Here is a 14,401-nt window from a genome sequence, read left to right as displayed (position 1 = left end):
GGTCATGATTGCCAGGTGTGCACCGGTTCGTTGGCGTGCATGTGCTCGCAGTACCGGCGCAGCATCTCGGCCAGCGCCGCGGGACGGGTCATTCCGGTGTCTTCCAGCGCGCGCACTGTCGACACCTGCCAGCTGGCGCCGTTGCGGCCGGTTCGGGCGCGGCCCTCGATGACCCCCAGGAAGCGGTCCCGCACCTCGGCGTCGACGCCCCAGCGGCGCAGCCCCTCGTCGGCGATGGGCAGCAGCGTGTCGAGAACCAGCGTGGTGGCCCGCACGTCGCCCACACCAGGCCACTGCAGCCGGGCATCGATTCCATTGCGTGCCGCCTCGAGGAAATTCGACTGTGCCGCAGCGAAATCCATGCTCGCCCAGACCGGATCGTGATCCTCGGACAGACTGCGCAACAGGCCGTAGAAGAAGGCCGAATTCGCCAGCATGTCCACCACGGTCGGGCCGGCCGGCAACACCCGATTCTCCAGCCGCAGGTGCGGCCGCCCGTTGACCACGTCGTAGACCGGCCGGTTCCACCGGTACACGGTGCCGCTGTGCAGCCGCATCTCGGACAGCCGCGGTGCCCGCCCGGCGGCCAGCTCGGCGAGCGGATCCTCGTCGGACACCTCGGGCAACAGGGGCGGGAAGTAGCGGATGTTCTCCCGGTACAGGTCGAGGACCGAGGAGATCCACCTTTCGCCGAACCACACCCGCGGCCGCACGCCCTGGGACTTCAGCTCCTCGGGCCGGGTGTCGGTGGACTGCGTGAACAGTTCGATGCGCGTCTCGGACCACAGCTGGTGGCCGAAGAAGTACGGCGAGTTGGCGCCGAGCGCCAGCTGCGGTCCGGCCACCGCCTGAGCAGCGTTCCAGTTGGCGGCGAACATCTCCGGGGCGACCTGCAGGTGCAATTGGATGCTGGTGCAAGCGGATTCGGGCGCTATCGACACGGCCTGCCAGCTCAGCGGTTCGGGGCCGGAGATGTTGATCGGGATGTCCTCGCCGCGTGCGGTGAAGATCGAGTCGTTGAGCGCGGCGTACCGGCGTGAGTCGCTCATCCAACCGGTGGCCAGATGCTCGGGCATCAGCGTGGGCAGGATTCCGATCATCACGATGTGCGCCCCACCCAGGCCGGCCTTGGTCTCTGCGTCGTTCAGGCTGGCCCGCACCTCAGCTTCCAGGTCCAGCGCGGTGTGTCCGGGCAGGGCGTGGGGCGGCACGTTGAATTCGATGTTGTAGGCGCCCAATTCCGGCTGGAACGCCGGATCCCCGATGGCGTCCAGCACGTCGCGGTTCGACATCGCCGGCTGGTAATCGGCGTCGACCAGGTTGCACTCGATTTCCATGCCGGTGAGCGGCTTGTCGGAGTCAAAGCGCGAACGCGCCAGCATCGTCGCGAATACGTCCAGGCATAGCTGAAGCTTGCGCCGGTATTCCCGCCGATGTGCGCTGTTGTACGTGGTGCGCTTGACCTGTTCGCCCACAACGCCGATGGAACAGGGTTGTCGGCGGTAAAGCAAGCTACGCGGTGAGCTTGTCCGGTCGGGCAGACCATGATGGACTCCTGACGTGTCCGACTTTGTCGCCGCCATCGACCAGGGAACCACCAGCACGCGTTGCATGATCTTCGATCGCGACGGCGCCGAAGTGGCTCGCCATCAACTCGAGCACGAACAGATCCTGCCCCGCGCCGGCTGGGTCGAGCACGACCCGGTCGAAATCTGGGAGCGTACCTCCTCGGTGCTGATGTCGGTGCTGAACCGCGCCAATTTGGCTGCCAAAGACATTGCTGCCCTTGGCATCACGAATCAGCGGGAAACCACGCTGGTCTGGAATCGGCGCACCGGGCGGCCCTATTACAACGCCATCGTCTGGCAGGACACCCGCACCGACCGCATCGCGTCGGCGCTGGAACGCGACGGCCGCGGTGAGGTGATCCGCCGCAAGGCGGGTCTGCCGCCGGCGACGTACTTCTCCGGCGGCAAATTGCAATGGATCCTGGACAACGTCGACGGCGTGCGCGAGGCCGCCGAAAGCGGCGACGCCCTGTTCGGCACCCCGGACACCTGGGTGCTGTGGAATCTGACCGGCGGTCCGCGTGGCGGCGTGCACGTCACCGACGTGACCAACGCCAGCCGGACCATGCTGATGGACCTCGAAACGCTCGACTGGGACGACGATCTGCTGTCGTTCTTCGCCATCCCGCGCGCGATGCTGCCGGCGATCGCGCCGTCGTCGTCGCCGCAGCCATACGGCGTCTCCGCGCAAACCGGGCCGGTCGGTGGCGAGGTGCCGATCACGGGGGTCCTCGGTGACCAGCACGCGGCGATGGTGGGCCAGGTGTGCCTGTCGGAGGGCGAGGCGAAAAACACCTACGGCACCGGAAATTTCCTGCTGCTCAACACCGGCGAGACGATCGTGCGGTCGAACAACGGGCTGCTGACCACCGTCTGTTACCAGTTTGGCGACGCCAAACCCGTGTACGCGCTTGAAGGTTCGATCGCGGTCACCGGCGCTGCGGTGCAATGGCTGCGCGACCAGTTGGGCATCATCAGCGGCGCCGCGCAAAGCGAGTCGTTGGCGCGTCAGGTAGCCGACAACGGTGGGGTGTATTTCGTCCCGGCGTTCTCCGGACTGTTCGCGCCCTATTGGCGATCCGACGCCCGCGGCGCGATCGTGGGGTTGTCGCGGTTCAACACCAACGCGCACCTCGCCCGCGCGACGCTCGAGGCGATCTGTTACCAGAGCCGCGACGTGGTGGACGCGATGGCGGCGGATTCCGGTGTGCGCCTTGAGGTGTTGAAGGTGGACGGCGGCATCACCGCCAATGACCTCTGCATGCAGATTCAGGCCGATGTGCTCGGCGTCGACGTGGTGCGGCCGGTGGTCGCCGAAACGACCGCGCTGGGCGCGGCCTACGCGGCGGGTCTGGCGGTGGGTTTCTGGGCCGACCCGTCCGACCTGCGGGCGAACTGGCACGAAGACAAGCGGTGGACGCCGGCGTGGACCGACGAGCAGCGCGCCGCCGGCTACGCGGGCTGGCGTAAGGCGGTGCAGCGGACCCTGGATTGGGTCTCGGTAACTTGATCAGTGACCTGATCCAGGGTCCGTTGTGCGCCAGGGCTCAGTCTTCGCCCAGGATGCCGTAGACCTCGCGTCGCGCGTTGTTGAGGATCTCGACGATCCGCTGCTGCTGCTCGGCGGTGGCGGTGTGCGCGGACTGCGCGACCGCGCCGAACAGTTGACCGATAGCCGCCCGCAGGTTCATGTGACCCGGGTCGGCCCCTTCGGCGATCTCGTCCCACGGCGGGGTCTCGACCTTCTCGGCCGCCGCGCGGCCCTCGTCGGTGAGCTCGAACAGCTTCTTGCTGCCCTCACTCTCGCTCGCGGTGATCAGCCCCTCGTCGGTCAGCAACTGCAGCGTGGGATAGACCGAACCGGGGCTGGGCTTCCAGAGCCCGTTACTGCGCTCGGCGATCTGTTGGATCATCTCGTAGCCGTGCATCGGCCGCTGGGCCAGCAGCGCCAGGATGGCCGCGCGGACGTCACCGCGCTTGCCGCGGCCGGGGCCGCCGCGCCGCCATCCGCCGCGCCGGCCGCCCGGGCCGAAACCGAAACCCGGGCCGAACCCGGGACCGAAACCCGGCCCGAACCCGGGACCGAAGCCTGGGCCGAAACCCTGTTCGCCCGCGTGGTCGCGGAGGTTCTCGAAGAATTCGCGCCGGGCGTGGCGCCTGGCGCCGTGCAGGGCGCGCAGTTGCCCCGGACCGGCTGCGAAGCCGAAGCCCGGACCGGCGAACGGTCCGACGGGTGGAATGAATGGGTGGTTGCTCATGGTTGGAGTCCTTACGTTCTCGGTATTGCGCACCGACTGTGCGCTTCGAAGTATCACGATATATCGGAAACGATCGCGATGCAACGGTCGGGCCTAGCAGATGTTGGAAGCGCCGATGACCTGCGGTTCGGCGACTGCGCCGGCCCGCCACCGGCATACCCCGTCCGGTTTGCGCGTGACGGGCGGCGGGTAGGACCTCTGGGATGAACGCTGATAACTCCAACCTTGCGGTAGGTGGCGGAACGTCCGGCGTGACCGGCCCCGCGCAGGGTGGCAGCGGTCCCAGAAGTGGCAACCGCAACGTGTGGCCGTGGGCCAACTGGGCGCTGGCGCTGGCCACAGTGCCCGCCGCCGCCATCGTGATGCTTTTCGCGCTGGGTGCGGTGATGAGCACCGACGGCTGCGCCGATCGCAGTTGCCCCAACCTGGGCCACGGTGGAATCAATTTCGGGGTCGCGTTCTACGGCGCCCCCGCGGTCGCCGTCGTGGTGATCGTCATTTCGCTGTTCACCGCCAAGCGTCGCGGCGGGATCGCGGTTCCCCTGTTCGGTTGGGCGCTGTTGATCGCCGACGTCCTGCTGATGGCGGCGAGCGTCTCCAGCTAGCGCGGCCCGTCAGCTCGGCGGCGAGAAACCGCCCGGGGCGGGATTCGACGGGGCCTGCTGTGTCGCACCCGCGTCCGGCCACGGCACGGGTTGTTGTGGTGGCGCAGGCGACCAGGATGGCCACGGCGCGGGGGCAGGCTGCGGCATTGCGGGACGCAGCCGGGCCAATTCGCGGCGGTGCCGTTCGGCTAGCACGGCGGCGAGCACCAGCTCCGGCGGCGCGCCCGGCGGGGGTGGCGGCGCGATGCGGGACACCACGTCGCCGGCGATGCGGTATGCCATCTGGTGACGCAACTGGCGATCTAGTTGCGGTGCGCGCGAAAGGAATTGCCGTGCGACTTCGGCCTGGCCGGGGGACAGGCCGGAAAGTTGAAGCGACGAGGCCCACCAGGCCAGCGACGGGGGCATCACCGGCGGGGGACCCAGCCGAGGCCCGCGTTCGTTCACCACCACCGTGCCGGCGAAGATATCGCCGATCCGCTTGGCCTTCGGCGACAGGATGCTGCAGATGACCGCCGGACTCCCGAACAGCATCCAGATCTCCACCACCGCGGCCAGGGCCCGAAACAGGGCCTGCCGGAACCGCTCTGGGCCGCCGTCGTCGGACACCACGCGCAGGCCCATCGCGATCTTGCCCACCGAGCGTCCGCGTGTTGCCGTTTCGAGTGTCACCGGATAGCCGAGGAGCACCAGCACCGTGAAGATGAGCAGCACGGCCGTGCTCAGTGCCGCGTCGTACTGGGTCAGCGTGGCGGCCCACAACATCAGTCCGAGCAGATAGCAGACGACCATCACGGCGATATCGATCAGTGCGCTCAAAGCCCGCACCGGCAACTGGGCGATCTGCACGTCGAGTACGACGGCGTCACCGGTCACCACCTCCGACATAACACCGAACGGTACAGGGCGATTAGGCTGCGCAGGGTGGACGTCGACGCATTCGTGCTGGCCCATCGCAGCACCTGGGACCGCCTGGACCGGCTGGTCGGGAAACGTCGCTCGCTGACCGGCGCCGAAGTCGACGAACTGGTGGAGCTGTACCAGCGGGTGTCCACCCACCTGTCGACGTTGCGCTCAGCGTCGTCAGACTCGCTGCTGATCGGTCGGCTCTCGAGTCTGGTCGCGCGCGCACGCTCCGTGGTGACCGGCGCCCATGCGCCGTTGAGCAGCACCTTCGTGCGGTTTTGGACGGTGTCCTTCCCGGTGGTCGCCTACCGGTCGTGGCGGTGGTGGCTGGGTACCGCGGTGGCTTTCTACGCCGTGGCCGTGGTCATCGCCTTCTGGGTGGCCGGCAATCCGGAAGTGCAGTCGGCCGCCGGAAACCCAAGCGACATCGAACAATTGGTCAACCACGACATCGCCGCCTATTACAGCGAACATCCCGCCGCCGCGTTCGCCCTGCAGATCTGGGTGAACAACTCCTGGGTGTCGGCGCAGTGCATCGCGTCGTCGGTCCTACTTGGGCTGCCGATTCCGTTCGTCCTCTTCCAGAACGCCGCCAACCTGGGATTGATCTCCGGGCTGATGTTCCAGGCCGGCAAGGGCGGCCTGCTGCTGGGTCTGTTGATACCGCACGGGCTGCTGGAGCTCACGGCGGTGTTCCTGGCCGGGGGCGCCGGGATGCGGCTGGGGTGGTCGGTGATCGCCCCCGGGGACCGGCCGCGGGGGCAGGCGCTCGCGGAACAGGGTCGCGCCGTCGTCTCGGTCGCCATCGGGCTGGCCGGCGTGCTGCTGGTCTCGGGGCTGATCGAGGCGCTGGTCACGCCCTCGCCGCTGCCGACTTTCGTTCGGGTCGGTATCGGGGTCATCGCCGAGGTGGCGTTCCTCGCCTACATCGTGTACTTCGGTCGCCGCGCCGTGCGGACCGGTGAGACCGGTGACATCGAGGACGCGCCGGACGTGATTCCCACCGGCTAAAGCCGATTTCCCGCTTCCTTCGCACGCGGTTGCGCCGGCGTGCATCGTCGGCGGGCTAAAGTCGATTGCCCGCTTTCTTCTCACGCCGTTGCGCGGCGTGCATCGTCGGCGGGCTAAAGCCGGCCGGTGGCCTTCATCGCCAGGTAGCGGTCAGCCAGGGCGGGCGCAAGCTCGGCGGGCGGGGCGTCGACAACCTCCACACCGCTGCGGCGCAGCCGCGTGGCGATCGCGCGGCGGTCATTGCGGGATCGTTCGGCGGCCGCCGCGTCGTAGACGGCGGCGGGATCCCAACGGCCCTCGGCCATTTGATCCACACGCGGGTCCGCGACGGCCGCGACCATCAGGTGGTGCTTCGCCGACAGCTGCGGCAGCACCGGCAGCAGACCCTCGTCGAGAGCGGTCGCGTTGAGGTCGGTCAGCAGCACCACGAGTGAACGCCGACGGGCCCGTCGTGCGATGGCGGAAACCATTGCGGTCCAATCAGGTTCGAGCAACGCCGGTTGCAGGGGAGCCATCGCCTCGACGAGATGCGCGAGCAGCTCGGTGCGCGACGCCCCGAAAACGCCGGCTCGGGTGACCCGGTCATGGGCGAGGAAGTCGACGTGGTCACCGGCCCGCGACGCGAGCGCCGCCAGCAGCAACGCGGCATCCATCGACCAGTCCAGCCGCGGCCAGCCCGCGGGGTCGGCGGCGGTCGGGTCGACGCCCACCCGGCCCGCCGCGGTGCGCCCGGTGTCCAGCACGATCACCACGCGCCGGTCGCGTTCGGGGCGCCAGGTGCGCACGACGACGTCGGCGCGACGGGCGGTGGCGCGCCAGTCGATCGACCGCACGTCGTCACCGACGACATACTCGCGCAGTGAGTCGAATTCCGTTCCCTGCCCGCGGATCAGCGTGGGGAGCAGTCCGTCGATCTCACGCAGTTTGGCCAGCCGCGCCGGCAGGTGCTTGCGGGACAGAAAGGGCGGCAGCACCCGAAGCAGTCCCGGCACCGCTTGCGAACCCTGCCGTCCCGCCAGTCCGAGCGGGCCGATGGATCGGGCGGTGACCACCGCCGCGCGCTGCTCGCCGCGGCGGACCGGCCGTAGTTGGGACTGCACGTGCTGATGCTGCCCGGCGGGGATGTTCACGGGATGGATGCGCGGCCGCGCGCCCGCGCTGGGCGGCCAGGCGTCGCGAACCTGGCCGCGGAACCGCCGCCGGCCGTCGTTGTGGATCAGCAGCCCGACGTCCACCTGCTGCGCGAGCCGGGCGGAGCGGTCCGGCGACCGGACGTAACGCAACTTGCGGGTGCTGGCCGCCAGCGCGATGTCCAGCATCACCACCCCCAAAAGGGTGATCAGCAGGACACCGAAAGTCCTTGCCGGCCAAGGGGACAGCGCGATGGGCAGGACGCACATCAGCGCGACCAGCCCGGTGCGTCCGGTCAGGACCACTACCGGGGCACCGGGACCGACGCCAAGATCCCGTCGAGGACGCCGTCGGGGGTGGCCCCTTCGAGTTCGGCCTCGGGGCGCAACATCACCCGGTGCCGCAGCGTCGGGCGCGCCATCGCCTTCACGTCGTCGGGGGTGACGTAGTTGCGCCCGGACAGCCAGGCCCAGGAACGGGCGGTGGCCAACAGCGCCGTCGCCCCGCGCGGAGAGACGCCGAGCTGCAGCGCGGGCGAGGACCGGGTGGCCCCGACGATGTCGACGATGTAGCCCAGTACCTCATCGGCGACCAGTACCTGCCGCACGGCGTCGCGACCGGCCGCCAGTTCGGCGGGCCCGGCCACCGGTTTGATCGCCGACAGGTCGCGCGGATCAAATCCGTGGGCGTGCCGACCGAGGATGGCGATCTCCGAATCCCGCGGCGGCAGAGTCACATTCAGCTTCAGCAGGAAGCGATCCAGCTGGGCTTCGGGCAACTGGTAGGTACCCTCGTATTCGACGGGGTTCTGCGTCGCGGCGACGATGAACGGGTCTGGCAGGGGCTGGGCCACGCCTTCCACACTGACCTGCCGCTCTTCCATGGCCTCGAGGAGCGCGGCCTGCGTTTTCGGCGGGGTGCGGTTGATCTCGTCGGCCAACAGGAGATTGGTGAACACCGGACCGGGCCGGAACGTGAACGCGGCGGTGCGTGCGTCGTACACCAGCGACCCCGTGACGTCGCCGGGCATCAGGTCGGGAGTGAACTGCACCCGCTTGAACTCCAACCGTAACGCGGCCGCCAGCGCTCGCACCAGCAGCGTCTTCGCCACTCCCGGAACGCCTTCCAGTAACACGTGGCCGCGACACAACAGCGCGATCACCAGGCCACTGACCACGCCTTCCTGTCCGACGACGGCCTTGGCGAGCTCGCCGCGCAACGCCAGCAGCGCATCTCGCGCCGACTCAGCCGTGGGGGTGGCCTCTGCGGGGGAAGGGGTCTGCGTCACGTCCGTGTGACCTGCCTTTCGATGTCGTCGAGCGCACGGGCAAGTTGTAACAGGTCGTTGTCGGTCGCCGGGGGCGGACCGAACAGCTGGTAGGACACGAACGCCGGATCCGCCCCGCTGCGGGCGGCCACCGCGCCCGCCACCGCGGGCGCCGACGCGCCGGCGTTCAGGCCGAGCCGGGGCAGCAGCCGCTGCAGCGTGGCGGTGCGTAGCGCGGCGGCGGCGCGGTCACGCGCCCGGCGGGACCGGTACAGCCGGCCGCGGCCCTCGACGGTCTCCGACGCGCGCACCACGACGGGCAGTTCCTCGGCGACCAGCGGGCCGGGCCGCCGGCCTCGCCACAGGGCAACTAGCAGCACGACCAAACACAGTTGCCAGACGATCCACGTCACGTTCTGCGGGATGAGGTCGGCGATCGAGCCGGACGGCGCCGCTTCGCCCTCGATGCGGTGGGGCGCGTACCAGACGAGCCGGGGGCGGGCACCCGCGAGGTTCATCGCCAGGGCGGCGTTGCCCGCCTGCAACAGGGCGCCGTTGGTCAGGAAGTCGGTGCTGCCGACCGCGGTGATGGTCCGCCCGCCGTCCCGGAAGCGGACGAGCGCGCCGTCGTAGCAACGGGTTAACGGCCGGCCGTCGGTGGCGCGGTAGGTGTCGCTGGGGCCGAATCGAACCGGTCCGGCCCGGGTCGCCTCGCGCAAAGGGCAATCGGGGTCGCTGTCGAAGGCGTCGGCCGCCGAGACGCGCAGGCCGGGCATCAGCGCCTCGCGGGTGCGTGAGGTGGGTTCCACCAGCAGCAGATCGCCGGGCGCCCCGGACAGCCGGTCCAGCAGCGGCTCGGTGAGATATTGGCTCTGGGCCACCAGGATCAGTGCGTCCGGACGCGCCGCCCGTTCGACATCGGCGATGCTGTCGGCGACAACGACGTCGACCCCGCCGCCGCGCAGCAGCGCGACCAGCGCGTGGGCACCGTCGGGACCCGTCGACGCCGGATCCATCCGCGCTCCGGGACGCGGCGCGGTCAGGTAGGCATCGACGCCGGCGATGACGGCGAGCACGATCAGGGTGAGGATCACCCAGCGCCAGGATCGCCAGCGCTGCAATGCCGTCGGGCTCGCGGCGTAGGGACGCGTGGTGGTCGTCATCACCGCACCTGCGCCCATGAGTCGGGTGCGGCGGGCCGCCCGGCATCCGCGGAAACGGCCGCAGAGCGGGAGCGCAGGTGGTCGTCGAGGTCGGCGATCATCTGGTACGCGCTCTGGGTTCCGGGCTGCTCGCCGTAGGTGACGTCATTGAAAGCCGTTGCGGCCTGCGCTAATTCACCGGCGAGATGGGGCAGTGCGGCACCGGCGTCGACGGCCAGTTCATTGGCGGTCCGGCCGGGTGCCGGGTTCAGCACGCCGGTCTCTTCGAGCTGGCGGGCGACCGCCCGCAGCCGGTGCCGAATCGCCGCGGCCCATTGTCCTTGGGCCGCATAGTCTTCGGCCGTCGCACGATGCTGGGCCGCGGTGAGCTGCGCGGCTTCGAACAGCTGGTAGTCACCGCCGCGGTTGGTGCGCATGGTGCGCCGCGCGATGTGGATCGCGACCGCCAATGCGATTGCCAGCATGATGAAAAGCACAGTGGCCGTGAGCCACCCGCCGGGAAATGAGGCGGTCTTCTGTAACAGCCGGTAAATGAGCTCGTTGAGCCACTCGGCCATCTGCTGCCCGGCCGAGCCCTTGGAGTAGATCGGCTTGTTGAGCTCGTCCTGGGCGGCCTGATGCGCGGCATCGCGGTCGATGTCGATGGAGGGCACTGTCCACTCGTCCTCAGACCGGCCGGGTCAGCCAGAGGTTGTCGGTGGAGGCGCCCGCGTACGGCCCGCCGGCGGCGCCGGTCTGCAGCACGAGATCGAATGCTTCGGCGCGCATTCGGCGATCCGTGTAGAGCAGCGCGATGACTCCTGCGTTGAACGGGGCCGTGATGATCTCGCCTATCGCGCCGCCCACCGACGCGATCGCGGTGCTCACCAGGAAGGCGGCCGTGGAGGAGGTGATCATGAAGAACTGGCTGACGATGTTGAACGGCACCGCGACCGCACCCCCGACGACCGAGGTCACCAGGAAAGTGAGCAACCGGATACCCAGCACCCGCCAGAAGCCGTTGCGGACCAGCCTGAACGATCGAGTGATGGCGTCCAGGACGGGCAGCCGCTCCAACACGATCAGGACGGGTGCGAACGACACCACGGTGTACAGGTACACCAGCAACGCGGTCACGGCCAGCGCCAGCGGCAGACCCAGGACCACGACCGCGGCGGCACGGCCGATGGCCGCCAGCACCCCGATGATCACCGCCACCAGGCCGGCGATGACCGCCAGCGCGGCCCCCTCCAGCGCCGCCAGACCCAGCAGGGGCAGCAGTCGGCCCCGAAGCTTGGCCCAGGTTTCCCCGATGGTGATCGGGGTGCCGAACACCGCCCGCCCGACGATGACGGTCAGCATCCCGGACAGCAGCATGCCGCCCAGCCAGGCCACCACCGCGCCGGCGCCCACCGACGTCAACCACGCGCCGATCACCCCGGTGGTCAGCTCGTCGGCCCGATCCGTCGTCAGCCTGCCGTAGGCCGCCAACGGTCCGAAGAAGGCGACCTTCGTGATGATCTGAATGGCCACCACCACGATGGCGGTCAGCCCCAGCGTCGCCTTGGGATTGGCCCGGACGTAGCCGACCGCGCCGTTGAAGATGTCGCCCAGGGTCAGCGGTCGCAGCGGGATGATGCCGGGCTTGACCGCCCCGGGAGTCAGGTGCGGCGGGCCGTACTGCCACGCGGGCGGCGGCCCATAGCCGGGTGGCGGCCCGTAGCCCGGTGGCGGGCCGTAGGCCGGTGGCGGGCCGTAGCCCGGCGGGGGGCCGTAGCCCGGTGGCGGGCCGTAGGCCGGTGATGGGCCGTAGCCGGGCGGGGGGCCGTAGGCCGGTGGCGGGCCAACCGGATAGCCAGGGGGCGGCGCGGTCACCGTGTTCCGTGTTGTTCGCAAGCGGGCCCGTCGTTCGTCATGGGCTCCATCCTGTCGGTGGTCCGGGCATTTCTCAATCATGGCCAGGCGGTCGGCGCGTAGCGTCTTCGGCATGGCCGAACTCAAATCCAGGCTGCGGGCCGACCTTACCGACGCGATGAAGAGCAAGGACAAGCTGCGCACGGCGACGCTGCGCCTACTGCTCGCCGCGATCCAAACCGAGGAGGTCTCCGGCAAGCAGGCCAGGGACCTCTCCGACGACGAAGTGATCAAGGTGCTGGCGCGGGAGTCCCGCAAGCGGGCTGAATCGGCGGAGATCTACACGCAGAACGGCCGCGGGGAACTCGCCGCCAACGAGCACGCCGAAGCCCGCATCATCGACGAATATCTTCCGACGCCGCTCACCGAGGCCGAACTCGCCGACGTCGCCGACACCGCGATCGCCCAGGTTGCCGAGGAGATCGGCGAGCGCCCAAGCATGAAGCAGATGGGCCTGGTGATGAAGGCGGCCACCGCGATCGCGGCCGGCAAGGCCGACGGAGCGCGCTTGTCGGCGGCGGTCAAGGAGCGGCTGTAGCCAGCACCACCCGAGTGCCGTCCGGGGCCCGCCTGGTCACCCGCCGGGCGTCGAGCTGCTCCAGCAGCGGGACCGCGACGCGCCGGGTGGTGCCGAGCGCCCGGCGCGCGTCGCTGACGGTGAACGGCTGCGGCAGCCCCGCGAGGACGCCGGCCGCCCGCTCCAACGCGCCGGCTCCCAGCACGACGCCGTCGGCGATCCGGGCTAGGCGCCCGGCGCGTACCGCCGCGGCCAGCTCCCGGGGGCCGAGCTTGAGCTCGGCCAGTTCGTCGGCCTCCGGCGCCCGAAACGGCTCGGCGGCCAGCCACTCCTCGACGGTGCGCACCGCCTTGTCGACGCGGGCCGGCAGGCCCGCCCCCGGTGCGCGGACCACGCCGTCGACCACCTGAAGTTCGGTGCCCTCGAGCAGCTTCGGCAACAATTCGGCCCCCGGCAGCCCGGCCCGCTGCCGCAACGTCTCCATCGGCATCCCCGCCGCGAGGTCGTGGTCTTCCGCCCAACGCCGAACCGCCGTGGTCGCGCGGTCGCGCCGACCGGCCCACCAGTCGGGATCCACCACCCAGTCGCCCACCCGCCGGCCGACGAGCGGCAGACCCATCGCGCGCAGCTCGGCCGCCCGCGCGCAGGCGGGCGGGCGGGCCGCGCCGGTCGCCAGCTCCGCGGCCCGCTCCCGCGCGGCGCCCCGGCGGCGCAGCGCAGGCGGCCGGACGTCGAGCACTTCGACGCCCGCCGCGATCCGGTGCTCGCCGGGGTCACGCAGCAGCCCGACGTCCCCGACGCGCAGCGGCAAGGTCTTCGCCAGCCGCAGCCGGGCCGCCGCCGCCCCGAGCGTACGCACCTGCACCGGCACGGCCGCGGACCCGACGTGCAGTACCAGCTGCCGGTGTAACGCCCCCGCCGACCGCAGCGCGACGTCAACCTCCGTCGTGTCAAGCCACGCACCCGGTGTCCGGACGGCGTCGCCCCGGCCGATGTGCTGGCGGTCGACTCCGCGCAGGTTCAGCGCGACGCGCGCCACCGGAGCGACCGCCGCCTGGTCGCGGCCCAGCGATTGCACCGCGCGAACCGTCACGCGCCGGCCGGCGTGCTCGAGCTCGTCGCCCACCCGTACCGTGCCCGCGGCCAGGGTGCCGGTCACGACGGTGCCCGCGCCCCGGACGGTGAAGCTCCGGTCCACCCACAGCCGCACGTCGGCGTCCGGGTCGGGGACCGGCAGCCGGTCGGTCAGCGCCAGCAGCCCCGCGCGCACTTGGTCCAGGTCGGTGCCGATCGCGACGGGAACATCGGTGAGCGAGGTGGCGGAGAATCTTTCGCGCGCCTGCTCGATGGCCGGGCCGGGATCGGCGAGGTCCGCTTTGCTGATCACCAGCAGTCCCTGGCGGACACCGAGGGCATCCAGCGCCGCGAGGTGCTCGTCGGACTGCGGCATCCAGCCCTCGGTGGCGGCGACGACGAACAGGACCGCCGGGACCGGGCCGACGCCGGCGAGCATGTTCGCGACGAACCGTTCGTGCCCGGGCACGTCGACGAACGCCAGCTGCCGGCCGCCGATCTCGGTCCAGGCAAACCCGAGGTCGATCGTCAGGCCGCGGCGCTGCTCCTCGGCCAGCCGGTCTGGCCACATGCCGGTGAGCCGGTGCAGCAGGGTCGACTTGCCGTGGTCGACGTGGCCGGCGGTGGCTAGGACGAACATGCCCGCACCGCCGCGGCCAGCAGCGCGTCGTCCTCCGGCGCCACCGTGCGCAGGTCGAGCAGGCAGCGGCCCGCCTCCAGCCGCCCGACGACGGGCGGGCTGGCGGCGCGCAGGGCGGCGGCGTAGGACTCGGGCAGGCTGACGGCGGCGCTCGGCAGCCGCACGTCCGGGGCCCCGCCCCCGCCGACGGCCGCGACGCAATCCACCGCCTCGGCCCCCGGCAGGGCGGCGGCCAGCGACGCGGCGCGGGCCCGCAACTCGCCGACGTCGGCGACCAACGCCTCGGCCACGGGCGGGGGCGGGCCGGTCAGGGTGGCTTCGAGCGCGGCGAGCGTGAGTTTGTCGACCCGCAGCGCGCGCGCCGCCGG

Annotated in this window: 13 protein-coding genes and 1 pseudogene; 4 read left to right on the top strand and 10 right to left on the bottom strand. The window is 70.5% G+C overall.

Annotated features, from left to right (window positions below):
- Positions 1-2: 2 nt before the first annotated feature.
- Complete coding sequence (locus tag A5695_RS25665) at positions 3-1,475, bottom strand: glutamate--cysteine ligase (RefSeq protein WP_068089239.1); 1,473 nt, start codon at positions 1,473-1,475, stop codon at positions 3-5.
- Positions 1,476-1,560: 85 nt separating this feature from the next.
- Here A5695_RS25665 and glpK point away from each other — a divergent pair, with 85 nt between their 5' ends.
- A complete protein-coding gene (glpK, locus tag A5695_RS25660) occupies positions 1,561-3,078 on the top strand; it encodes a glycerol kinase GlpK (RefSeq protein ID WP_082946305.1) in 1,518 nt (505 codons plus the stop codon).
- A 37-nt stretch (positions 3,079-3,115) separates the two neighbouring features.
- On the opposite strand, the gene A5695_RS25655 is transcribed toward glpK, so the two are convergent.
- Entirely contained in the window at positions 3,116-3,826 is a 711-nt protein-coding gene (locus tag A5695_RS25655) for a PadR family transcriptional regulator (RefSeq protein ID WP_068089236.1), read from the bottom strand.
- Positions 3,827-4,029: 203 nt separating this feature from the next.
- Here A5695_RS25655 and A5695_RS25650 point away from each other — a divergent pair, with 203 nt between their 5' ends.
- On the top strand, positions 4,030-4,431 hold the full coding sequence (locus tag A5695_RS25650; protein ID WP_068089233.1) for a hypothetical protein: 402 nt from the start codon (positions 4,030-4,032) through the stop codon (positions 4,429-4,431).
- 9 nt (positions 4,432-4,440) lie between these two features.
- Here the strand turns inward: A5695_RS25650 and A5695_RS25645 are convergent, their stop codons facing one another.
- Positions 4,441-5,319: an RDD family protein gene (locus A5695_RS25645; RefSeq protein WP_068089230.1), complete on the bottom strand. Its 879-nt coding sequence runs from the start codon at positions 5,317-5,319 to the stop codon at positions 4,441-4,443.
- Positions 5,320-5,355: 36 nt separating this feature from the next.
- Between A5695_RS25645 and A5695_RS25640 the strand changes: the two genes are divergently transcribed.
- The gene (locus tag A5695_RS25640) at positions 5,356-6,348 is read left to right on the top strand and encodes a stage II sporulation protein M (protein ID WP_068089227.1); all 993 of its coding nucleotides are present in this window, start codon (positions 5,356-5,358) and stop codon (positions 6,346-6,348) included.
- Between the two features lie 113 nt (positions 6,349-6,461).
- Here the strand turns inward: A5695_RS25640 and A5695_RS25635 are convergent, their stop codons facing one another.
- Genes A5695_RS25635 through A5695_RS25615 form a run of 5 tightly spaced genes read right to left on the bottom strand, consistent with a single transcriptional unit; the run spans position 6,462 to position 11,877 of the window.
- Positions 6,462-7,784: a DUF58 domain-containing protein gene (locus tag A5695_RS25635; RefSeq protein ID WP_068089224.1), complete on the bottom strand. Its 1,323-nt coding sequence runs from the start codon at positions 7,782-7,784 to the stop codon at positions 6,462-6,464.
- On the bottom strand, positions 7,784-8,767 hold the full coding sequence (locus tag A5695_RS25630; protein ID WP_068089221.1) for a MoxR family ATPase: 984 nt from the start codon (positions 8,765-8,767) through the stop codon (positions 7,784-7,786). Before A5695_RS25630 ends, A5695_RS25635 begins: the two co-directional genes overlap by 1 nt.
- Positions 8,764-9,909, bottom strand: coding sequence for a DUF4350 domain-containing protein (locus A5695_RS25625; protein WP_068089312.1), 1,146 nt, complete (start codon positions 9,907-9,909; stop codon positions 8,764-8,766). The genes A5695_RS25630 and A5695_RS25625 overlap by 4 nt, the downstream gene beginning before the upstream one ends.
- Entirely contained in the window at positions 9,909-10,562 is a 654-nt protein-coding gene (locus tag A5695_RS25620) for a DUF4129 domain-containing protein (RefSeq protein WP_068089218.1), read from the bottom strand. The genes A5695_RS25625 and A5695_RS25620 overlap by 1 nt, the downstream gene beginning before the upstream one ends.
- A gap of 13 nt (positions 10,563-10,575) precedes the next feature.
- Positions 10,576-11,877: a hypothetical protein gene (locus tag A5695_RS25615; protein ID WP_197515621.1), complete on the bottom strand. Its 1,302-nt coding sequence runs from the start codon at positions 11,875-11,877 to the stop codon at positions 10,576-10,578.
- Here A5695_RS25615 and A5695_RS25610 point away from each other — a divergent pair.
- The gene (locus tag A5695_RS25610) at positions 11,876-12,340 is read left to right on the top strand and encodes a GatB/YqeY domain-containing protein (protein ID WP_067270850.1); all 465 of its coding nucleotides are present in this window, start codon (positions 11,876-11,878) and stop codon (positions 12,338-12,340) included. The genes A5695_RS25615 and A5695_RS25610 overlap by 2 nt on opposite strands.
- Here the strand turns inward: A5695_RS25610 and A5695_RS25605 are convergent.
- Together A5695_RS25605 and A5695_RS25600 are read right to left on the bottom strand one after the other, a co-directional pair.
- Positions 12,324-14,033 carry a SelB C-terminal domain-containing protein gene (locus A5695_RS25605; RefSeq protein WP_068089215.1) on the bottom strand — a complete coding sequence of 570 codons (1,710 nt, stop codon included), beginning with the start codon at positions 14,031-14,033 and terminating at the stop codon, positions 12,324-12,326. The genes A5695_RS25610 and A5695_RS25605 overlap by 17 nt on opposite strands.
- Positions 14,021-14,401 (bottom strand): annotated as a pseudogene (locus A5695_RS25600) (L-seryl-tRNA(Sec) selenium transferase); the annotation flags it as partial. The pseudogene A5695_RS25600 and the gene A5695_RS25605, both read right to left, overlap by 13 nt.

This window comes from Mycobacterium sp. E1747, from assembly GCF_001667775.1.
Lineage (GTDB): Bacteria > Actinomycetota > Actinomycetes > Mycobacteriales > Mycobacteriaceae > Mycobacterium.
Note: the sequence above shows the minus strand (reverse complement) of the source record. Positions and strands in the feature narration are given on the sequence as shown.